Below are 22,240 nucleotides of genomic sequence, written 5' to 3'. Positions count from 1 at the left end.
TAACTGTCGTGGCCGTAATTGCCCAGAACGAAGCCTATAGAACCCTATAAATTAGACACTAAAGTCTCGTAACATTTTTTTGATTTCAATATTGTGCATTTCTTCGGTGCCAATCATATTGCGAGCAAATTCTTCTAAATAAACACTCGCTCCTTCCACGGTATCGAGTAGTTCTTTGTACAAATCCAACGCTGCCTTTTCGTGATTGAGACTTTCTTGCAAAATATCACGCACTGAATGTTGATAAGTTTCTTGAATTGGTGCAACTCGGAGGCTGGGATGTCCCTCTAACCCCGTGAGAATTTCTCCCACTTGTTGAGCATGCATCAGGGATTCCGTTGCTTGGGCTTTAAAGAAATCGACAATCGGCAACCGATAAGGCCCTGTCACCATCAGTGAATAGTGGGTGTAGCGCACCACTCCAGCCAACTCATACTCCATGATTTTGGTTAGGATATCGTTGGTTTTTTCGACGTTAAGCTCGTGCATGGTTACTGCTGAGGTATAAGAATATTTATTTATATTTAAGCATTTTTTGTCCGTTATATCAATATCCCATCAAAATCAGCAAATGATCGTCTAATTCACCATTAAATTTGCTTTATTATAAATCACATATCTTATGGTGTGGTGTTTTTGGTTTAATTTAGTGAGAATTACTTTTATTAATTTGACTATCGGGCAACGGTTTAACCCTCTGTTGCGCCGCGCCGCAACCGATTTTTTTTTCTCATTCCACCGTTAACTCCTGATATTCAAATCAGAAACCCGGTTGCTTCATTTAAATTTTAATTTAAATCTTTATCCAGGCAAAAAATCAAGTTGTTTTATTAAGAATAAAAAAAATATCGGAATAATCAGGTTATATTTGCGCAATTAATTTATGGGATAAAGTTGATTCTTTTACATAGATTTACTTACATAGATTTACAGAAAACGCTCTACGATAGTACAATAGTATCACCGAAGATTCTCCTAAAAAATTTATCCTTGAGTAAGAAACGGGTTCCGAGGAATGGGAAAAGGATCCGTTATCAGTGTAGGTCACATCTTGAGTGACATCTTGGGTGACATCTTGGGTTAAATCAAAGACTGGGGTTGATATTATGCGCGATCGCTCAAACGGATCCGCCCGGAGGGAATCGCCAGAAATGTATCTTAATGTCTCTTGATGTACAACAAATTGCGGGCAATCAAAGAGTGGGATGATTTCAGCCAATTTATTGGTGTTTTAATTATGATTAAACAAGTATGTAATGTGTTATTAATCGAAGATGATCGGAGCCACTCAAAACTCATCCAAGCACTGTTGTGTGAAGCCGAACCGGGTGGTTTAGCTGAAGGTTTTTCTTTTCATGTGACTGGGGTGGAAACTCTCCAGGCTGGAGTAGAGCAACTGGAGAAAAACCATTTCAACGTTATTTTGTTAGACTTGATATTACCAGACAGCCAAGGACTCGATACATTAGAGCGAACCCTGAAACATTCTCCCCATACCCCGATAGTCGTACAAATCGGCAATAATGAGGAAAGCTTAGTAGTCCAGGCTTTACAGTTAGGAGCTTATGGCTTTTTACCTAAACAAAATCTTGATAGTAATCTACTGGTTTATGGGATCCGGTTGGCCATTGAACGGTATCTTCAGACGACTAAAATGGAAACGGCCAAACAACAGCAAGAACAAGACTTGGAATTTGAATGGCTGGAGCAGTTCGCCGAAAGTGGCAGAACCAATATCACGGCTAGATTGTATGGTACTGTCAGTTTGCAGGATAGTTGTCCCGAAATTTTCCGCGAGCACGTAGAAAACTATGGTAAATTAATGGATTTAGCATTAGAAGAACAAGCCTATAAAGTTGAACATAATATTTCCAACCGACTGCGTACCCAGGCGGAAAAGTTAGGACTGCTCAAAGCAAGCCCACGAGATGTGGTGGATATTCATACCACAGCGTTGAAAGAAAAAACTAAAATGGTCAATTTGGCTAAGGCGCAAGCTTATGTCACCGAAGGACGATTAATGGTTTTGGAAATGATGGGCTATTTGACTTCATACTATCGCAAATATTATTTGGGATTAAGTAATATGAAAGTATATAAATCTTCCGGTAATGTAAAGCAAGACTTATGAAATACTTACTCAAGTTATATATCACGGGTGATTCACCCAGATCCCAACGAGCGATCGCTAACTTAATGCGAATTTGCGATCAAGAACTTTCAAATCAGTATGAATTGAAAATTATTGATGTCCTGGAGCAACCGGATGTGGCGGAAAACGAGAAAATTATGGTTACACCTACTTTAATTAAGCAATTGCCGCCGCCGCTGCAAAGAATTATTGGGGATATGTCGAAAACTGAGCTAGTTTTGCTTGGTCTGGATATCGATAATTAAGAATAATGTTGTTTGTTGTTTCTTGTTTGTTGTTTCTTGTTTGTTGTTTCTTGTTTGTTGTTTCTTGTTCTTGATTATGGTTAAATCGGCAAAATAACCAATAACCCATAACTAATAACGGCTGAATATGGAAGATCGAATGATAAATTTAGTAGGATTTTGCCTGATTCAGTAGGAACTGAAGAAAATTATTTAAAGTAAGTGAAACCAATGAGTAGTTTTGAAAGTAACACGGATTTTATTGAAAAGCTAGAAACGGGAATTCCTGGTTTTGATTTCTTAGCCGAGGGCGGGTTGCCAAAAGGTCGAGCCACCTTAATTGCTGGCACCGCAGGCAGTGCGAAAACGGTGTTGGCTTGTCAGTTTTTGGCTGAAGGAATCAAAGAAAACCAAAATGGGGTTTTTGTCACCTTTGAAGAATCCCCCAACGCCATTCGGAAAAATATGAAGGGCTTCGGTTGGGATATTGCTCAATGGGAGAAGGAAGGAAAATGGGCGTTTGTGGATGCCTCCCCCCAACCGGGACAAAAGCCGCTGGTATCCGGGGAATATGATTTAGGGCCTTTGTTAGCCCGGATTGAATATGCGATTCGTAAATATCATGCGGTACGAGTTTCTATGGATTCTTTGGGGGCAATTTTTAGCCACTTAGAAGATAGTGCTCAAGTACGCAGTGATTTGTTTAGTATTGCGGCGGCATTGCGGGAATTAGAAGTAACGGCTATTTTGACTGCTGAACGTACCGAAGAATATGGGGAGATTAGTCGTTATGGGGTGGAAGAATTTGTGGCGGATAATGTGGTGATTGTTCGGAATGTTTTGATGGAAGAAAAACGCCGTCGCACCATAGAGATTCTGAAGTATCGAGGCACAGAACACCAAAAGGGAGAGTTTCCATTTACGATTATCCCCAAACGAGGGATTGTGATTCTGCCTTTGTCGGCTATTGAATTAGAACAACGCTCCTCTAATGTGCGGATTTCTTCTGGCAGTGCAGAACTCGATCGGATGTGTGGGGGAGGCTTTTTTCGGGATTCAATTATTTTAGTTTCTGGGGCGACGGGTACGGGCAAAACCCTGATGGTGACAGAGTTTATGGCCGGGGGAATTGCGAATAATGAACGGTGTTTATTATTTGCTTTTGAAGAAAGTCGGGAGCAACTTTATCGGAATGCGATCGGTTGGAATGTGAATTTTGATCAAATGGAAAAAGCCGGTAATCTAAAGATTGTTTGTCGCTACCCAGAAAGTACCGGCTTAGAAAATCATCTGATTATGATGAAGGAGATTATTGACACTTTTCAACCGAATCGAGTGGCTGTCGATAGTCTTTCGGCTTTGGAAAGGGTATCATCCCTGAAGGGATTTCGGGAATTTATTATTGGTTTGACTTCTTTTATTAAACAAAAAGAAGTGGGCGGTTTATTTACTTCGACTACTCCGTCTCTAGTGGGTGGTACGTCGATTACAGAAGCGCATATTTCTACGATTACTGATTCGATTATTTTATTGCGATATGTGGAAATGTATGGGGAAATGCGTCGGGGCATTACGGTGCTGAAAATGCGCGGTTCTATGCATGATAAAGATATTCGGGAATTTTCTATTGATGGCAAAGGGATGCATATTGGTAAACCTTTTAGAAATGTGGTGGGTATTTTAGCCGGTTCTCCGAGTTATGTGGGGGAAACTGAGGTGGAAAGACTCACGGGTTTATTTGAGTAAGGACAAAGCCTGCGTTAGTCAAAGGCGGGAGGTTTTGGGGTGTGGGGCCGCCATCGTGAAGAAAGTGAAAAGTGGTAGGGGCGAATGGCCATTCGCCCGTACAAGTGAAAAGTTATGCATAAATATCCCTCTTCCCTACACCCTACACCCTACACCCTACACCCTACACCCTACACCCTACACCCTACACCCTACACCCTACACCCTACACCCTACACCCTACACCCTACACCCTACACCCTACACCCTCTTATTAGAAGTTTTCCGGTTGATTTTTTTCGGGATTAATGATTTCTATTTCGCCGGTTCCTTGACAAAAGGAGCAGGTTTCTTCCCTTTGCACTTCGGCGCTGCAATCCCGAATTTCTATGTATCCTTTCCCTTCACAGTGATGACATTTTTTGTAGGCAGTTTGGTGGGCAGTTTTGTGGGCAATATTTTCGGTTTTTTGGGTTGTGTTCATATATTTATATTTAAGAAACCTGGTTTCTATGGTGAATATCAGCAGTTAACGGGGGAATGAGAATAAGAAACCGGGTTTATGTGGTGAATATCAGGAGTTAACGGTGGAATGCTTTCTAAGAAACCCGGTTTCTGTTGACATTTATATTAAAATGCCGGTAATCATTCCGGCAAGTAATATAAATCCAATCCAAACATTTTGGCCAAAGATTTGACCGTAAACAGGTTTGGGTAAGTCATTTTTACGGAGTTGGAAGTATTCCCAACCCCAGATAATAATTGCTATGCCCCAGGATATCCAGAAACCGAGGTTTAATTCCATGACGACCCCGACCCAAGCTAATAAGGCAGCGGTGCCGATAAAGAAGACCGCGATCGCTTCTGTAACCCATTGGCCAAAAAATAGGGCGCTGGAGTTGATCCCTAAGCGGCGATCGTCGTCCCGGTCGGCCATAGCATAAACGGTGTCAAAGCCTAATGTCCAGAGTACCGTTGCCCCCCATAAAATCCAGGTGGCAGTTTCTAACTTGGCTACCGCAGCAGTCCAGCAAATGAGTACGGCAAATCCCCAAGCGATCGAGAGCACCAGTTGAGGGATGGGAAAAATCCGCTTGGCGAGAGGATATACGACAATCACCGGGACCGCAGCGACACAAAGCCAAAAGCTGAGAGAATTGAGATAAAGGGCTAAGATGGCGGCGCAAACTAAGGCAATTAGGGCGATCGCGATCCCAGTTCTGACGGTCAGCGCCCGGGACGCGAGGGGGCGATCGCGGGTTCGTTCTACTTGGGGGTCGATATCTCGATCCCACAGGTCATTAATCACACAACCAGCGGCGCTGGTGGCAAAAGTGCCAATGATAATCACCGCCACTAGGGGAAATTCTGGATGACCGTGGGCGGCTAAAAACACAGCCCAAAGTGCCGGAATCATTAAAATTAAGCGTCCCGCAGGTTTATCCCATCTCAGCAGCCGAATCACTTTTGCCGGGATGGTTTCAAGTTGAGGTTGTGGTGAACTGACCATTGAATCAACAAATAAATAAACAATGAAATACTTTTCTCATTAAATAGGATATCGTTAGTTTTGAGTTTTGGAGGAATGGCAATGGTTCAGTCAATTTCGCGGCAACCTGCAACCCTAGAGGCAACTCTGGGAAAAGAGCAAGGGGAAGACCGCATTATTGCAGCAGTTGATCTTGGCACTAATTCCCTGCACATGGTGGTGGTGCAAATTAATACCACCCTGCCAGCATTCACGATTATCGATCGCGAAAAAGAAACGGTTCGTTTGGGCGATCGCGACCTGGAAACTGGGAATTTAAAACCGGAAATCATGGTACGGGCGATCGCCACCTTGCAGCGGTTCCAAGAAATTGCCCGTAGTCTCAACGTGGAACAAATCATTGCCGTAGCCACCTCAGCAGTGCGCGAAGCCCCCAACGGTCGAGAATTCTTACAAAAAATTCACCATACCCTCAACTTGCACGTTGACTTAATTTCTGGCCAAGAAGAAGCCCGCCGCATCTATTTGGGGGTTCTCTCTGGCATGGAGTTACAAAATCAACCCCATATTATGATCGATATTGGTGGCGGTTCCACCGAACTGATTCTGGGGGATGGGGATGAACCTCGGTTTCTCAGTAGCACCAAAGTGGGGGCAGTGCGTTTGACGGGAGAATTTGTCACCACTGACCCGATTAGCAATTCTGAGTTTAACGTTTTACAAGCTTATATTCGGGGGATGCTCGAACGGGCGGTGGGTGAGTTAAAAGCCAACCTGAAACCCGGAGAAAAGCCCCGCATGGTGGGCACTTCTGGCACCATTGAAACTTTGGCAGAAATTCATGCTTATCAAACCCTGGGACAAGCTCCCTCACCCCTGACGGGTTATCAAATCAGTTTCGCTGATTTACAAGCATTGATCAATCGCTTGCGGAAGCTTTCTAACTCAGAACGGGCGGCTGTACCGGGAATGTCTGACCGGCGATCGGAAATTATTATTGCCGGGGCGTTAATTCTCCAAGAAGCCATGTCTATGTTAGGCATCGATTCTCTAACCCTTTGTTCGCGGGCTTTACGAGAAGGGGTGATTGTGGATTGGATGCTAACTCATGGGTTAATTGAAAATAAACTCCGCTACCAAAGTGCGGTGCGGGAACGCAGCGTGCTGAAAATTGCCCAAAAATACCGAGTTAATCTGGATTCCGGCGAACGGATCGCCCAATTTGCCCTCTCGTTATTTGACCAGACCCAAGGGATATTACATCAGTGGGGATTAAATGCCCGAGAACTGCTTTGGGCAGCGGCAATTTTACATAACTCTGGGGTCTATGTCAGCCATGATGCCCACCATAAACATTCTTATTATTTAATTCGCCACGGTGAACTATTGGGTTTTAATGAAACCGATTTAGAAATTATGGCCAATATCGCCCGGTATCACCGCAAAAGTGCGCCGAAAAAGAAACATGAAAATTATCAAAGTCTGACTAATAAAGACGACCGGAAATTGGTGAAACAACTCAGCGCGATGTTGCGGTTGGCGGCTGCCCTGGATCGGCGTCAAATCGGCGCGATCGCCTCTTTAGACTGTGAATATAATCGCAACACCGCCGAACTAACCCTAAAACTCCAACCCAAAGACCGCAAAGATGATTGCGTTCTGGAACTTTGGAGTTTAGACCAAAAGAAAGCGGTGTTTGAAGCGGAATATAATGTCAAAGTTATCGCCACTTTAAATTAACTTTACTTGTTATTTGTTATTTGTTGTTCCTTGTTTGTTGTTTGTTGTTTGTTGGTTGGGGATTCTTTGTTTGTTGGGTAGGGATTCTTTGTTTTTTGGGTAGGGATTCTTTGTTTGTTGTTCGGTTTGCCAGCAACAAGCAACCAATAACCAATAATCAATAACTAACAACCAACAACTATATAAGGCTTTGCAAGGTCAAGGAGAAGTTTTAAGTAGACGGGCAGAAATAAATCCACCACAGACCCCATGAGAAGAAAAGAGGAAATAGTAAAGAGTAAAGAGTAAATAGTAAAGATATTCTCTCTCCTCTCTTCTCTCTTCTCTCTCCTTCCTATATGCGGGAATCCAAAGCCTATCGGCGGGGAACGAAAAGTGCAATTAATTATGTTCACCTACTTATTTAAATTGCAAATATATGAAGAAGCGATCGCTTCTTATGACAAAGCCCTTTTTTATGCCCCCAACTATAAACCGGCGAAAGATGCCAAAAACCAAGCAGAAAAAGAGTTATAAAAAAGTAAAATATGGTTATTTTATATGAATAAATATTATCAAAGCGAACCATTTACGCAGAATATTATTGTAAGGGCGAAGCATTTCCGCCGCTAAGTTATGGGTGAAAACCAAAGATTTACTGCGGAAATGCTTTGCCCCTAAAGAATATTGTAAATATTGTAAATATTGTAAATATAATGAGAGGATTTGCCAAGTGAAAAAAAATTATGCTTATCTGGTGTCTTTGCTAGTCGCAAGTATTTTCTTGTTAGGCTTTCCTTTGAAAGCGCAAAGCAATGATGCCAATACTCGTGGGTCTGAGGGAATTTGTGCCGCTGAATTACCGGCAAAAATCGATGAGATTGTTAATCGTCGAGAGTTTGAGCGATCGCGCTGGGGCATTAAGATCGCCACTCTTTCCCCCAACCAACCGGGGGAAACTTTATATGCCTTAGAAGCGAATAAATATTTTATCCCCGCATCAACGGCCAAACTCCTGACTACCGCAGCGGCGTTAGAAGCTTTAGATCCTAATTTTCGGATTCGCACCTCGGTTTATGGCACCCAGAATGGCAATGTGGCATCGGTGCGACTGGTGGGACGGGGAGATCCGAGTATTGCCCAACCCCAATTAGCGGCCTTAGCAAAACAGTTGCGCGATCGCGGCATTACCCAAATTGACCAACTGATCGCCGAAGATGCATACTTTCAAGGTGCGCCGATTAACTCTAACTGGGAATGGGAGGATGTTCAGGCGGGTTACGGCACTAGCGTCAACAGTTTAATTTTTAATCAAAATGCGATCGATTTACTGCTTTCACCCCAAAAAGTTGGTGAACCCTTACAGGTGACATTGCTAGATTCCCAGGAACGGAATAAGTGGCAATTAGAAAATAATTCTGTTACCGTAGATATAGGTGAAGCAGAATTTGTGGAAGTCGGGCGTGACCTACGTCAAACCGTTATCCGAGTTTCCGGTCAGTTAAGGGTTGGGTCGGCTCCAGAACCCGTGTACGCCGCCGTGGTCGATCCCGGCGATCACTTTTTAGCGAAATTCCGCGAAGCATTAATCGCCGCAGGCATTTCTGTGAATAAAACACAGTTATCGACCCAGAGTCTAGCCAACTCCAGCCATAACCTCAGCACAGAATTAGCCGCGATCGAATCCCCGCCACTCTCTGAACTGGTGAAAGAGGTCAACCAAACCAGTAATAATCTCTACGCCGAAGCGATCTTACGACATTTGGGTGTGAGCATTCCTCCGAACAATCGTCAAAAGACAGACTCCAGTGCTGATGCTGGTTTAGCCGTAGTGACAGCCACCCTCGCGCAAAGCGGGGTTAACCCAGACAGCTATAGGTTAGCGGATGGTTCCGGGCTATCTCGGCATAATTTAATCAGCCCCGAAGCCTTAATCCAGACTTTGCGCGTGATGGCCGTCTCGCCTCGGGCTAACCTCTACCGGGACTCCCTGCCGGTACGCCGACTTTCTAGCGATGTTGCATCCGCAACGCTGCGCGAACAAATCATGGTTCAAGCCAAAAGTGGGGGGATGAGTGGGATTTCCTCTTTAGCCGGATATATCACCTTACCGGACTACGATCCTTTGGTATTTGCCATCATCTTAAATAATTCTGACAACTCGCGAACGGTGGTTCGCCAAGCAATTAATCAAATTATTGACTTACTGGCGATGCTCCGTCGCTGTTAAGCGATCGCCCGATGTGGCGGCTTCACGTCCTCTTTGCTCGGAAGAAGCTGCTGAGTATATGTGCTGGCTTATCGGCGAATATATCAAAAATCCTTAACAAATCAGCCAAGAAAAGATGTAGTCCCAGTTGTCAGGACATGGGACCTGTTCCCTGCAAGGGTGAATTTTGTGAATTTTTGATCCAAACAGGTAACAATAAGGATCAATTTGCCTTAAAATGAATCAATACTAAAAATACTATCGACGGCTGGGAACTTCAAAAATCTTTTATGTCAAACAAATGGTTGCTATAAAGAAAAAATATCTTTTCCTGAAAAAGAGATAAATAAAACGAATAAATCGACCACAATAGATTGAAATTTTGATGAATAGTATTTTTGGTAAACGGTTGAAAAACGCAGCCATTTTTATAAAAAAGCAAAGTAATGAAGATTTTACTTTTGGGGAAAAAAACTGCACAGATTCAACAAAAATTGTCGAGTTACTTGACGATTAATTTTCCTGATTCAGCGAGAAGTAATCTAGGTTTTAATTTAAGTGTTAATTCAAATCAAATTAATGTTACATCGGTTGACAAAATCTCCATCAATCGAGTGGGAGATGTGCAGGAATTTCTCAGGGATATGAATTTTGACTTGTGCATTATTGATGAACTGGCTTTGTCAGAAGCACAAGCATGGATTGCCACCAAAAAGCAATTGGTGCAGCCAGAGTTTTTGCCGGTTTTATTAATTGTCAATCGCGCAAGGGCGATTCGCGAAAACCCCGTAAAGCATTGGCAGCATTCGGCTTGTGTGGATGAGGTGATTTTTAATCCCATTGACCCGGATGAATTGTGGATCAGAGTTAAGAATTTATTACGGGGGCGATCGCAGAGTAAGCGCGAACGGACATTCGCCCATGAAAGGAATTTCGCCTCTAAAACTTTACAAATCAGCCATGACCCTAACTTACCTGGCCTAACCCAGCCGCCTCCCCAGGAGGAAATTGTGCCGACAATCTCTGCAAATATTCCGGCAAATATTCCGGCAAATATCCAGGCAAATATCCAGGCAAATATCCAGGCAAATACCCAGGCAAATACCCAGGCAAATATCCAGGCAAATATCCAGGCAAATATCCAGGCAAATATCCAGGCAAATACTCAGGCAAATACCCAGGCAAATACTCAGGCAAATATCCAGGCAAATACCCAGGCAAATACCCAGGCAAATACCCAGGCAAATACCCAGGCAAATACTCAGGCAAATACCCAGGCAAATATCACACATCAAGGGTCTGCCGTTGAGCCAAATGTGCGAGATTTATTCCATGATTTCGTGGCAGAGATTCAAGATTATGCCATTTTTATGCTGGATGCCGAAGGCAGGGTGACAAGCTGGAATGCTGGAGCCCAAAGAATCATGGGATATACAGCGGCAGAAATTATTGGACAACATTTTTCTAAATTTTACCCAGAAGCCGATCGCCTAGCCGGTAAACCCGAACAAGAATTACAACTGGTAATGACGGCGGGTCAATGTGAGGATGAAGGCTGGCGACAAAGGGCTTCGGGCTTAAAGTTTTGGGCACAGAATACGATTTATGCTTTATATGATGATTCTGGTAGCGAATCTCTCAGATTGAATGGGGACTGGACACAGGTTGAAACCGCCAGGGTGGTTGGCTTTTCTGTGATTACCCATGATTTGAGCGATCGCAAACAAATCGAAGAAGAACTCTGTTTGTTGAACCGTTCCCTGAGAACTATTTGGGAATGTAGCCAAGCAATGGTTCGCGCTTCTGCGGAGTCAGAACTCCTGAATGAAATTTGTCGCATCATTGTGGAAATTGGCAAATATCCCCTAGCTTGGGTGGGACTGACAGAAGCATCCCATATCGTCAAACCTGTTGCCTGTAAGGGTATTCCCCTCAAATATATCGAATCTCTGAATTTAAACTGGGATGACCCTTCGACCGAATTCGATTCCATTGGCAAAGTGATTAGCACAGGTCAACCTTATATTTGTCAGGATATTTGTCAGGATATTTGCCCGGATAGTCTCACTACTGCCGATCTTACCCCGTGGCGAGATTGGGCGATCCGGCATGGCTATGCCGCCTGTATTTACTTGCCATTAATTAGCCGTCCCCTGGACGGGGAAATGCGAAAAACCAAAGACAAGAAACTGATGCAGCAATCACCGCAAAATATCGTAGGGGGGAACGGCAGTTCGCCCGTACAGTGTTTTGGTGTCTTAACGATTTACGCCACCGAAGCCAATGCTTTCGATCATCAGGAAGTGAAACTGCTGCAAGAACTGGCCAATGATTTAGCTTATGGGATTATGGCCCTGCGCGATCGCAAAGAATTGATTCAAGCAGAAGCTGCCCTCCGGGAAAGTGAACAACGTTACCGACAGCTTGTGCAACTTTTACCGGATGCGATTATTATTCACAATCAAGGCACCATTGAGTTAATTAACGCTGCCGGAATTAAGTTACTCACCGGAGATGTCTTGCGGAATTATCCGGGGTATTCCCATAGCGATAATTATGAAAATTGGCCAGAAGATAAGGGAGATTTTCGCTCTTTCGGGGCAAATTTAGTTGGGCGTAAACTAAAAAACTTTATCCAAGAAATCTCCAATATTTTTGAAGACCCTATTTCCCCAGTTTCCGACTCACCTGAAGCGATTCCATTTCGAGAAACCACAATTCAGCGACTTGACGGCCAAGTCATACCCGTTCATGCTGCATCAATTACCTATCAGTATCGAGAAGTTTCATCCGTATTAACGGTGTTGCGGAATATTAGCCAACGGAAAAAAACCCTAGAAGCTTTACAAGAGAGCGAACAAAGATTTAGAATTACCTTTACAGGTGCGGCCATTGGTATGGCAATTGTGGGATTAAATGGAGAATTTTTAGAAGTCAATTCCGTATTACAAGCTATGCTGGGATACACCGAAAGCCAACTGCGATCGATGACTTTAATTCAAGTCACTCATCCCGATGATTTGGCAGTGGGGATTCATCTATTCCAGCAGATGTTGCAAAAAAAATGGGAAAACTATCAAATCGAGCAGCGCTATATCAATTCAAGAAGTCAAGTGGTTTGGGGGAATCTCAGTGTTTCTATCATTAGAGACCGGGAGAATATTCCTCAATTTATTATTGCGATGGTCGAAGATATTACCGAGCGCAAACGAGCAGAACAAGAGTTACGACAATATCGCGATCATCTCGAAGAGTTAGTCCAACTTCGCACCAGAGAAAAAACTCGCTTAATTATTTCTTTGCAAGAAACCAATGAAAAACTGCAAAAAGAAGTCAGCGATCGCCGTCGGGCAGAGTCCGAATTACTGCGAGTTACCCAAGCCGTAGAAAGTACCAGTGATGCGGTGGCCATGACCGATCTCAAAGGGTTAGCCACTTACCATAACCCAGCCTTTTTTAACATCTTTGGCTATACCAAAGAAGCAATTAATTCCGCCGGTGGACTGTGGGAAATTTTTGCTAATCGAACCCTAGGCGAAGAAATTTTCAATAAAATTATTCAGGGTGAAAGCTGGAGCGGAGAAGTCCAACTGCGGACTCGGAACGGTCAGTTATTAGAGAGTTTTCTGCGAGCGGATGCGGTCAAAGATGAAAATAATCAAATTATTGGGGCGATCGCGGTTAATACGGATATCACTCAAATTAAACAAGCTGAAGCTATTGCTAGGGAAACCTCCGAACAACTTCGTAGCTTAATTAATGCCATGCCAGATATTGTCTGCTTTAAAGACAGTCAAGGGCATTGGAAAATCGCCAACCAAGCCATGATCGAACTATTAAACTTGCAAGATATTAATTATCAAGGAAAAACTGACATCCAACTGGCAGCAGAAATTGAGGCTAACTATGGCATTTCTAACTATCGAGAAGCCCTAACCCTCTGTAGGGAAACTGATGAAATCGCCTGGAATCAAAGCACCATTTCTCACTCTGAAGAAATCATTCCGGGTCGGGATGGACGTCCCAGAAACTTTGAAATGACTAAAGTCCCCTTATTCCACTCAGATGGTTCTCGCAACGCGATTGTAGTGATTGGTCGGGATGTGACCGATCGCCGTGTCGCCGAAGCTGCTTTAATCCGTTTAGCCTCCATTGTCGAATCCAGCGATGATGCGATTATTGGCAAAACCCTGGATGGCATCGTTAAATCTTGGAATGCTGGGGCAGAACGGATTTATGGCTACACTGCTGCTGAAGTGCTGGGACGTTCAATTTTGTTCCTGAGTTTGCCCGATCGCGCCTCGGAAGTGCCGCAACTCCTCGCCGGAATTGGAAAAGGAACCAGTATTGACCACTATGAAACCGTACATCGACGCAAAGACGGCCAACAAATTCATGTTTCTCTCACCCTATCTCCGATCAAAGACCGCAAAGGTGAAATTATCGGCGTCTCAACCATTGCCAGAGATATCACCGATTTAAAGCGCGTCGAAGAAGCTTTAGAAAGAATTCGGCATCACAACGAGTTAATTTTAAACTCTGCGGGAGAAGGCATCTGCGGTCTGGACGAACAAGGAAACACCACCTTTATTAATCGATCTGCCGCGCAAATGTTGGGCTATTCCATCACCGAACTACATGGTAAGCCTTTTAGCATCATTCTCAACTCAAATTCTGCCCCGATCTATGCAGCCCTCAAGGATGGATCGGTTCACCATGCGACAGATGCCGTATTTTGGCGCAAAAACTGTACGACATTCCCCGTAGACTACATTTGTGTACCGATTAAAGAACAAGGAAAAATTGTCGGGGCGGTTGTCACCTTTAATGATATTAGCGATCGCCTGGTGATCGAACGAATGAAAAACGAATTTATCTCCGTCGTCAGCCATGAACTGCGTACCCCCCTGACCTCAATTCGTGGCGCTATGGGACTTTTAGCCTCTGGCGTCCTCAAAAGTAACCCGGAAAAAGCCCAACGAATGCTCGACATTGCCGTAGCGAATACCGATCGATTAGTTCGCTTAATTAATGACATTCTGGATTTAGAGCGCATTCAATCGGGTCAGGTGACAATGCGGCAGCAAATGTTTGATTTGGCTGACCTAATGGTACAAGCCAGTGATACCATGCGATCGCTCGCAGAAAAGGAGGGAATCACTCTCATCGTCGAGCCTTTGTCCACCCCAGTCTGGGGAGATAGCGATCGCATCTTTCAAGTTTTAACCAACTTACTCAGTAATGCCATCAAGTTCTCTGAACGTTCCACCTCGGTCTGGTTTAATGCCGAAATCCAAGAAAAATCTTTCAGCCCTGGGACAACTCGCAGAACCTTACTAATTAGGGTCCAAGATCAAGGACGCGGCATTCCTCCTGACAAGCTAGAAACGATTTTTGGTCGCTTTCAACAAGTAGACTCTTCTGACTCCCGCAAAAAAGGAGGCACCGGCCTAGGTTTAGCGATTTGCCGGAGTATTATTGACTATCATAGAGGTCAAATTTGGGCAGAAAGTCAGCCCGGTCAAGGTTCTTGTTTCTATGTCAGTTTACCCTTGCCCTCGGAAATATGACCGGAAAATACCACTGGTAATTCCCCTGGCAATTCTCCACGGGAAAATCTGACTGAATCAAATCCCCCATCTGCCACAAATTCTCAGAGATAATCTCTGAGAATTTGTGAAGATGTAATCAGGGGCAATTTTGGCTGAAACAATTTAAGCCTGCCCCCGCTTTCCCCCGCTTTCGCGGGGGAAAGCGGGGGGCGGGGGTTTTTTTCCTAAATACTGGCTTTCATAGCATCAGCTTCGCCTAAATCTATTAGGTTTCACCCAAAATTACGAAAATTTTTTGTCAAAAAAGTCAAAAAAACAATGGATTTGTTAAATTTTTGTAAAAAGTTACAGCAAATTTTGTCAAATAGAATACAATTAATTATGATGATAAGCATAAACCTAGCTTAGGCTGGGCATCCCCAAACCAATCAAGGTTTTTGTTACACCCGTCAAAATTATGATTTCAATTTTCTAGTGCTAGACCTGGTGCTAGACCTAGTGCTAGACAATGAATTTTGAGCGTTAAATTGGATCCTGGAAAACCGCCTGCCGATTAAATGCGAAATTGAGCAGCAACCCGATCGCAATACACTACCTAAATCCTTAACAAACAAAAGGTTTGGCCAAACGACAAAATCAAAGTCAACTAAATTTTATTTGACAACAACCGGCAGCAAAGAAAAATATATTAATAGATTGTCAAGCCATCTAATTTTTTTAGATATTATTAGATATCAATTGAGGTAAATCCCTGACTTATTGATAAAATAATTGGCTGATAATTGCCATAAAATTATGTACAACCACTCCAAAAGACTAGGAGGAAACCTGTGACCACAAAAAGAATCCTAGTGATTGATGATGAAGATGATATTCGCGAGGTAGCTCAACTCAGTTTAGAAATGATTGGCGGCTGGGAAGTCGTGGCAGCTTGTTCTGGAGAAGATGGTTTGGCCTTAGCATTAACCGAACAGCCAGATGCAATTTTACTGGATGTAATGATGCCAGAAATGGATGGCCCAGCAACGTTTAATCAGCTAAAAGCCAATCCTAAAACGCGAAAAATACCCGTAATTTTGCTAACCGCTAAAGTTTTATCAGCGGATCAAAATCGATTCTCCGATTTAGGGGTGACAGGAATTATCGCCAAGCCGTTCGATCCGATGAGTTTAGCGAATCAAGTCGCGAAGACCTTGGGTTGGCCATTCTTAACATGATACCATGACGGGACTTGGCGATCGCCAAGTCCCACCTTCATGTCAGAATATCTGAAAATTTATCATGGGCTGGCCATGATAAATTGCTAAATTGCTAAATATTTATGGCATTGATGGCAAAATTCAGTCACCGCCAACCCAGCCCCGCCATTACTATCTGGATCTTCGGTTTCCCAAGGGAATTGTTCATCCCGCAGGCGATCCCATCACCCTAGCTCCCCAAGACGGATCAACACGGAGCAACACATCCCCGCTTGTTCTTAAAACAAAATTTTTTAACGAAAACAGGGGATCTATAGTTTCTAGTTATGTGGTGTCGTTGAACACCCAGATTTATCGTGTATTTTTTAAAATCATAGTGATCTGGGAAAATTATTTGGACACCTTATTATGAAGTTATCTGAAATCCTTGAAGATACTTTTAGCTCTTATATGGACAAAGCAGGATTAGCCTGGTGGATAGAAATTATTACCGCTGAACCCAAGTGCATTTACTATTTCGGGCCATTTGTCACCAAGCAAGAAGCCGAAATTGCTCACTTAGGTTATATAGAAGATTTAGAAGCAGAAGGCGCCCAAGGCATTGAAGTGAACATTCAGCGCTGTCACCCCGTAGAATTAACCATTTTTGACGAATCATAGTTGGAAAAATATCGCCACCGTTCCGGTAGGGATAGCACTCAGAATTTACTGATTGCTGATCTTTATTAAGGATTAAAGAGCGATTAAAAACCGATTAGAGAGCGATCGCCCTTTTAAAGGTAAGCTTGACCAGGACTTGGTGCTGGTTACAGGGGGAAAATTTTTATTTCGCAATCCGCGTCTAAAACCCCCTTAATCCATTTTCGGTTGCCTCAAAAAATCTAACGTTCTTTCCCGGCAAACCAATAACCAATAATCAATAACAAATAATTAATATTTAATACGTAATAAGTAATAACTATTAATCAATAACTAATAACTAATAATTTTGATTCGGGATCTCCTTTTACAAGATTTATACTTTGAGCCAGAACCGGCGATCCGGCAATATCTCGGATCCTTTCAGCCAAGGTCTTAAGGGAAAATATAATTTTTTTTGCTCCCCGATGATTTCTTCACAGCATCTTCACATTTAGCGGATAACCTCATGGTTAGAATCAAATTAAAAACGCATTCATTCAAATTCCGCCGATAAAAAATCAACCAAAGAGGTTCTCGGTATGCTCTCCACCTACTTCACACTATTAACCATTGCGCTGATATCGATCTTCGTGTATCTGCGTAGTGGGCATGATGTCCCCTCAGTAGTTGCTGCTTTGAGTGGTTTTGTGTGCTTTGTGTGGGGGTTTGCCGTGGCACCTTGGGGCGTGCAATTGTTAATTATGGGTCTTCTGTTTGGCGTTGAGCGGTTCTACTTTGCAGATATCCGCGCTACCAGATAATACCGTAATCTTTTCCGCCAATTAACCTGCTTCTTTTTTTAATCATTGATAAAAACCTCTCAAAAATGTGAAGATCCATTATGAACACTTGTCCTTGTTGCTCTACCCCACTGCTCCGGCACGCTCGCCATAATGGTGTTTATTTATTCTGCACTCATTGCTGGCAAGAAATGCCTGACCTCGACTCTATCGTTCAAGATCGTCATCAACGAGTCCAAAGATTAGAGCGTTTGGTCAGTATTTCCTCCGTATCGGTGCTTAACAAATCAGTGGTTAATAAAAAAGATACTATGACCCATCATTCTCATACTTTGATGAATGTAGTATAGACAAGACTTTTAGGGTCAAACAATCATAAATATCCCAAGAAAAATCAAATTTTATATGACTACCTCCATCGCCCGGCTTTTTGTCAAAAAAGCCGGGCTTTATTTGTTATTTGTTATTTGTTATTTGTTATTTGTTATTTGTTATTTGTTATTTGTTATTTGTTATTTGTTATTTGTTATTTGTTATTTGTTATTTGTTATTTGTTATTTGTTATTTTTCCAAAGGGAAAAGTGAATATTTTTCTTTCATATGCTTCCTCTCCACTCTTTCATCAGCATCCTCTTTCCTCTCCACTGCCGCTGAGTCCAATAACTAATAACGAATAATAAATAACGAATAGGTATAAAATATTACCTGTTGCCGATTAAGCTTTGTACAATATAGGATCCTAGATGTCTTTTGGATGGTGTGAGGTAGTTTGGTGTATCAACGCAGAAGAAGTGTGGATCGGCGTAAATATTTAGCGATCGCGCTAACCAGTTCATTGGGTCTAATCTTGGGAATTTGGGTGCCTTCCCCTGAAGCTAAATCACCCCCATCTAGCGATCGGGCTTGTTTACCGCCAAAAAATCAGCCCCGCATTCAGGCAAATATGGCGGTGCAGTCAGTTGATTCGGTCGAGGCAAAATCGACAGAAGCTCTGTGTTCTGCTACGCCACAGGAGTCGGTAGCTTTGACTTTTCCCGATAGTCAAAGACTGTTACAGCAATATGATGCCCTGTCACAACATTTACAAGTGGTAGAAAATCAAAAGTTGCAACAAGTTGGGCTTAAATTGTTTTGGGATCAAGGGATGAAACTCGCCACCCAAGCGACTGAGTTAGGGAAAAATGCTGGGGCTAATGTCCAGAGTCTTCAAAAAACCAAATCTCTCTGGCAAGAAGCCATTGATACTTTAAGCAAAATTGATCCAGGGTCAGAGTATGGCGATTCCGCTTCAGCGGATCGCTACGCGAACCGCGCTCGTGAGAAAATTGCCAGCTACCAACAGAATTTAGCTGACATCACCTATCGCTTAGAAGTCGCCCAATCAGATTTTTTAGCGGAAATTGCCCAACGCAGTGGACTATCTAATCAAGCAAAAATTACCATTTGCCATTTGCAAAGTCATCGGTGTCGTCGTTTGCGGGGCAACGAATATCCCCGCTCCGCCGCCAGTTTAATGAAATTGCCGGTGGCAGTGGCCGTTATGCATAAATTAACCACGGAAAATATTCGCTTTGACACTCCGATTTATGTGGATCCGAGTAACTTTACCGAGGATGCCTCAGAGATTGGGGTGGGTCAAAAATATCCCATTGAAACGGTGTTAAAAGAGATGATTGCCAAAAGTAGTAATATTGCGACGAATCAACTGATTGATTATTTGGGATGGGATTATATCAATCAAGTGTTAGCAGAACGTGGATTTAAAGATATGCACATTGGGTTTAAAATGATGGGAGATCGCATCATGCCCAGCAACCCTGGTCATAGTCGCAACCTGTTGACCAGTGATGAACTGACGGAGATGATGATGCAAATTTATAATCGCCAACATCTAGGGGATGAACGATTAATTTTAGCCTTAGAAAGTCAGTACGATCGCGCTTTAGGATTTGCCGGAATTGAGTCTGCTATTGGTAATTGGCTTGGGGAAAAAACGGGTCAAACTTCCGAAGTTTTAGGCACAACTTTAGCCATGAATCTTTTCGGTGAAACTTACATTATCACGGTAATTGATGATGGTTACTACAGTGAACCGACGATTCGCCAAGTGGTTTCTGAAATTGCGGAGTATATTTTACGCAACGGACATTTATGATCGGAACAAATCACCCATAACTAATTTTCAGAAAATGCTTAATAAAATGCTTAATAAAATGCCAAAAAGTCGATACAATTCTCAAAACAATTCTCAAAACAATTCTCAAAACATTGTGGATCTGAATTTCAACATAAAAGGTCAAGGATTTCCGATTCTTTGCTTACATGGACATCCAGGTTCCGGCGGTTGTATGTCTGTATTTACCAATCATTTGTCTCAAAGATTTCAAGTAATCGCGCCAGATTTACGGGGATATGGCCAAAGTCGGACTCAGACAGAGTTTCAGATGCACGATCATTTGCTGGACTTAGAAGCACTGCTGGAACGATTAAATATTGAGCGTTGCTTGCTGTTGGGCTGGTCTTTGGGAGGGATTCTGAGTTTAGAATTAGCCCTGACAAATCCAGAAAAATTTACGGGGTTGATTTTGGTGGCTACGGCAGCCAGACCTCGGAGTAATCATCCCCCGGTCAGTTGGCAGGATTTGTTTTATACCGGCTTATGCGGCATTTTGAACTGGATCAAGCCAGGGATGCAATGGAACATCAACCTATTGGGGAAGCGATCGCTGTTTCGTTACTTGATTCAGCAACATACCCCACTGGCTTATCAGTATCTCGCTCAAGAAGCGATCGCGGCCTATCTTCAAACCAGTCGGCAGGCAAACCAAGCCTTAAATCATGCCTTGAAATTGGGCTATAACCGAATCTCGGAAATGTCCGAGATCCAATGTCCTTGTTTAGTATTAGCAGGATCAGAAGACCGACATATTACGGCGGCATCCAGTCAAGAAACTGCCAACCGGATGAAAAATTCCCAGTGGCAGTGCTATCCGAATACCGCCCACCTATTCCCTTGGGAGATCCCAGGGAAAATGCTCACAGATATTGACCAGTGGTTGGCTTTTAATCCCCAGATTGTTAGCTTTTTAACAAATTAGATTTTTTATGGTTGCTGGACAGATTGACTCCTCCAAGTTTAGAGGTTGAAAGCAGGTTTACCAGTGGGGCTGGGGATTTCTTCCAGGTCATCAGAGATGGTGAGCAGATTGGGTTTACAGCGTTTAACTAGAAAAGCAATCCCCTGAGCGCCTTCTTGTTCAAGATCGTCGATATATCCAGATTTGGCAATTTCTGCCTCGGTTTTGGTAAAAAAAGGCCCGAAATAGTAGGTACACCGGGGAGTTTCTGTAACAATTTCTACCCACCAGGCTAATCCAAAATAATTCAGTAAGTTGATCATCAGTTCTTTGAGTGTTTTCATATACCTCGCCATGTCACCAATCGATTGTTTGCTGCTGTGGGCTTTTCCAGCGCCCTGAATCTTTAAATTTCTTTATACTCCCTGGTCTTTATTTTTTCAATGTTATCGGCTGTTTTAATTTTCAGATGTAGCTGTTGCTGCGATCGCTGACGATAAATCTCGTACAGAATCATTCCCGTAGCTACAGACACATTCAAACTAGGGGTTTTTCCTTGCAGGGGAATCGAAACTAATTGATCGCAACAGCGTTGTGTCAACAAGTTTAAACCCTCTCCTTCGGAACCGACCACCAGGACGGTGGCTTCGGTGAACTGCACAGAAGACAAGGAATCACCCGCCTCTGCCGCCGCGCCATAAATCCAGAAGCCCGCCTCTTTTAATTGTTCCAAAGCTCGACTTAAATTGACAACCCGGGCTACAGGAAAAGATGCTAACGCGCCCGCTGCCACTTTCATCACTGTGGACGTGATCCCCACTGCCCGACGCTGCGGGATCACCAGCCCTTGCGCCCCGATCGCTTCGGCGGTTCTGACGATCGCCCCTAGGTTATGGGGATCCATAATGCCATCAGATGCTAACAAAACAGGTTTTTCCACCGCCGACCGAGCCTGGGTGATTAAATCGTCAAGCTCCCAATACTTATAGGGCGCCACCTGCGCCACCACCCCTTGATGATTGGATTTGCCGGTCATCTGATCTAACCGGCGGTAGTCCACTTCATCAATCACCGTGCCATTGGCTTTGGCTTCGATCAGTAAGGTATGAAACCGGGGATCGTAGCGTAATTGCGGGGTAATCCAAATTTTGTTAATACTATGTTCTTGGGCCAAGGCACTGAGAACGGGATGGCGACCGTAGATCAGGTCATCGGTGCGATCGCTTTCTTGCTCCTCGCTGGGTTGGGGTTCTGCCTGGGTACGATCCAGGGGGGGCTGAGATTTATGAGCATGGAGTCGCTCGGACTTCTGGTGAATTTTTGGTTTAGAGCTTGACTTTGACCCAGAGAAGCGAGGTTTACGTTCGGGGTTGGGGATATATTTTTTATCAGCCATGTCAGGATGTCCTAATTTGTTCAAAATTTTTACAAAATTTTTGCAACTTGGTTGAGCCGCGATATCCGTATTAGATA

The 22,240-nt window shown here is 43.4% G+C and carries 18 protein-coding genes; 13 read left to right on the top strand and 5 right to left on the bottom strand.

Going from position 1 to position 22,240, the window contains the following annotated elements:
• Window positions 1-51: 51 nt before the first annotated feature.
• Entirely contained in the window at window positions 52-489 is a 438-nt protein-coding gene (locus ABWT76_RS13235) for a bacterioferritin (RefSeq protein WP_054467494.1), read from the bottom strand.
• Between the two features lie 682 nt (window positions 490-1,171).
• Here ABWT76_RS13235 and ABWT76_RS13230 point away from each other — a divergent pair.
• From ABWT76_RS13230 to kaiC, 3 genes are all read left to right on the top strand, one after another.
• Window positions 1,172-2,131, top strand: a complete 960-nt coding sequence (locus ABWT76_RS13230; RefSeq protein WP_199318028.1) for a response regulator — start codon at window positions 1,172-1,174, stop codon at window positions 2,129-2,131.
• The gene (locus tag ABWT76_RS13225) at window positions 2,128-2,397 is read left to right on the top strand and encodes a circadian clock KaiB family protein (RefSeq protein ID WP_054467491.1); all 270 of its coding nucleotides are present in this window, start codon (window positions 2,128-2,130) and stop codon (window positions 2,395-2,397) included. Before ABWT76_RS13230 ends, ABWT76_RS13225 begins: the two co-directional genes overlap by 4 nt.
• 210 nt (window positions 2,398-2,607) lie before the next feature.
• Window positions 2,608-4,122 (top strand): circadian clock protein KaiC, encoded by a 1,515-nt coding sequence (gene kaiC / locus ABWT76_RS13220; protein ID WP_054467489.1) that lies wholly within the window; start codon window positions 2,608-2,610, stop codon window positions 4,120-4,122.
• 253 nt (window positions 4,123-4,375) lie between these two features.
• Here the strand turns inward: kaiC and ABWT76_RS13215 are convergent, their stop codons facing one another.
• Window positions 4,376-4,585, bottom strand: a complete 210-nt coding sequence (locus tag ABWT76_RS13215; RefSeq protein WP_197285335.1) for a hypothetical protein — start codon at window positions 4,583-4,585, stop codon at window positions 4,376-4,378.
• 141 nt (window positions 4,586-4,726) lie between these two features.
• The gene (locus ABWT76_RS13210) at window positions 4,727-5,611 is read right to left on the bottom strand and encodes a 4-hydroxybenzoate solanesyltransferase (protein ID WP_054467487.1); all 885 of its coding nucleotides are present in this window, start codon (window positions 5,609-5,611) and stop codon (window positions 4,727-4,729) included.
• 81 nt (window positions 5,612-5,692) lie between these two features.
• Here ABWT76_RS13210 and ABWT76_RS13205 point away from each other — a divergent pair, with 81 nt between their 5' ends.
• The 10 genes from ABWT76_RS13205 (at window position 5,693) to ABWT76_RS13160 (ending at window position 20,788) form a co-directional block, all read left to right on the top strand.
• Window positions 5,693-7,330 carry a Ppx/GppA phosphatase family protein gene (locus ABWT76_RS13205; RefSeq protein WP_190879140.1) on the top strand — a complete coding sequence of 546 codons (1,638 nt, stop codon included), beginning with the start codon at window positions 5,693-5,695 and terminating at the stop codon, window positions 7,328-7,330.
• A gap of 375 nt (window positions 7,331-7,705) precedes the next feature.
• Complete coding sequence (locus ABWT76_RS13200; protein WP_190879142.1) at window positions 7,706-7,846, top strand: hypothetical protein; 141 nt, start codon at window positions 7,706-7,708, stop codon at window positions 7,844-7,846.
• Window positions 7,847-8,042: 196 nt separating this feature from the next.
• A complete protein-coding gene (dacB, locus tag ABWT76_RS13195) occupies window positions 8,043-9,539 on the top strand; it encodes a D-alanyl-D-alanine carboxypeptidase/D-alanyl-D-alanine-endopeptidase (protein ID WP_354636249.1) in 1,497 nt (498 codons plus the stop codon).
• Between the two features lie 425 nt (window positions 9,540-9,964).
• Window positions 9,965-15,088 (top strand): PAS domain S-box protein, encoded by a 5,124-nt coding sequence (locus ABWT76_RS13190; protein WP_354636248.1) that lies wholly within the window; start codon window positions 9,965-9,967, stop codon window positions 15,086-15,088.
• Between the two features lie 812 nt (window positions 15,089-15,900).
• Entirely contained in the window at window positions 15,901-16,287 is a 387-nt protein-coding gene (locus ABWT76_RS13185) for a response regulator (protein WP_054467483.1), read from the top strand.
• A 390-nt stretch (window positions 16,288-16,677) separates the two neighbouring features.
• On the top strand, window positions 16,678-16,929 hold the full coding sequence (locus ABWT76_RS13180; RefSeq protein ID WP_054467477.1) for a DUF1816 domain-containing protein: 252 nt from the start codon (window positions 16,678-16,680) through the stop codon (window positions 16,927-16,929).
• 560 nt (window positions 16,930-17,489) lie between these two features.
• Window positions 17,490-17,711: a hypothetical protein gene (locus tag ABWT76_RS13175; protein ID WP_072160814.1), complete on the top strand. Its 222-nt coding sequence runs from the start codon at window positions 17,490-17,492 to the stop codon at window positions 17,709-17,711.
• 80 nt (window positions 17,712-17,791) lie between these two features.
• Window positions 17,792-18,040 (top strand): hypothetical protein, encoded by a 249-nt coding sequence (locus ABWT76_RS13170; RefSeq protein WP_072160813.1) that lies wholly within the window; start codon window positions 17,792-17,794, stop codon window positions 18,038-18,040.
• A 443-nt stretch (window positions 18,041-18,483) separates the two neighbouring features.
• Entirely contained in the window at window positions 18,484-19,845 is a 1,362-nt protein-coding gene (locus ABWT76_RS13165) for a serine hydrolase (protein ID WP_054467475.1), read from the top strand.
• A gap of 58 nt (window positions 19,846-19,903) precedes the next feature.
• Entirely contained in the window at window positions 19,904-20,788 is an 885-nt protein-coding gene (locus ABWT76_RS13160; RefSeq protein ID WP_054467518.1) for an alpha/beta fold hydrolase, read from the top strand.
• A 38-nt stretch (window positions 20,789-20,826) separates the two neighbouring features.
• Here the strand turns inward: ABWT76_RS13160 and ABWT76_RS13155 are convergent, their stop codons facing one another.
• Window positions 20,827-21,111 (bottom strand): DUF1816 domain-containing protein, encoded by a 285-nt coding sequence (locus ABWT76_RS13155; protein WP_156331856.1) that lies wholly within the window; start codon window positions 21,109-21,111, stop codon window positions 20,827-20,829.
• A 62-nt stretch (window positions 21,112-21,173) separates the two neighbouring features.
• Window positions 21,174-22,163, bottom strand: a complete 990-nt coding sequence (gene rlmB, locus ABWT76_RS13150) for a 23S rRNA (guanosine(2251)-2'-O)-methyltransferase RlmB (RefSeq protein ID WP_082348926.1) — start codon at window positions 22,161-22,163, stop codon at window positions 21,174-21,176.
• Window positions 22,164-22,240 lie beyond the last annotated feature (77 nt).

This window comes from Planktothricoides raciborskii GIHE-MW2 (genome assembly GCF_040564635.1).
GTDB classification, from domain to species: Bacteria; Cyanobacteriota; Cyanobacteriia; order Cyanobacteriales; family Laspinemataceae; genus Planktothricoides; species Planktothricoides raciborskii.
Note: the sequence above shows the minus strand (reverse complement) of the source record. Positions and strands in the feature narration are given on the sequence as shown.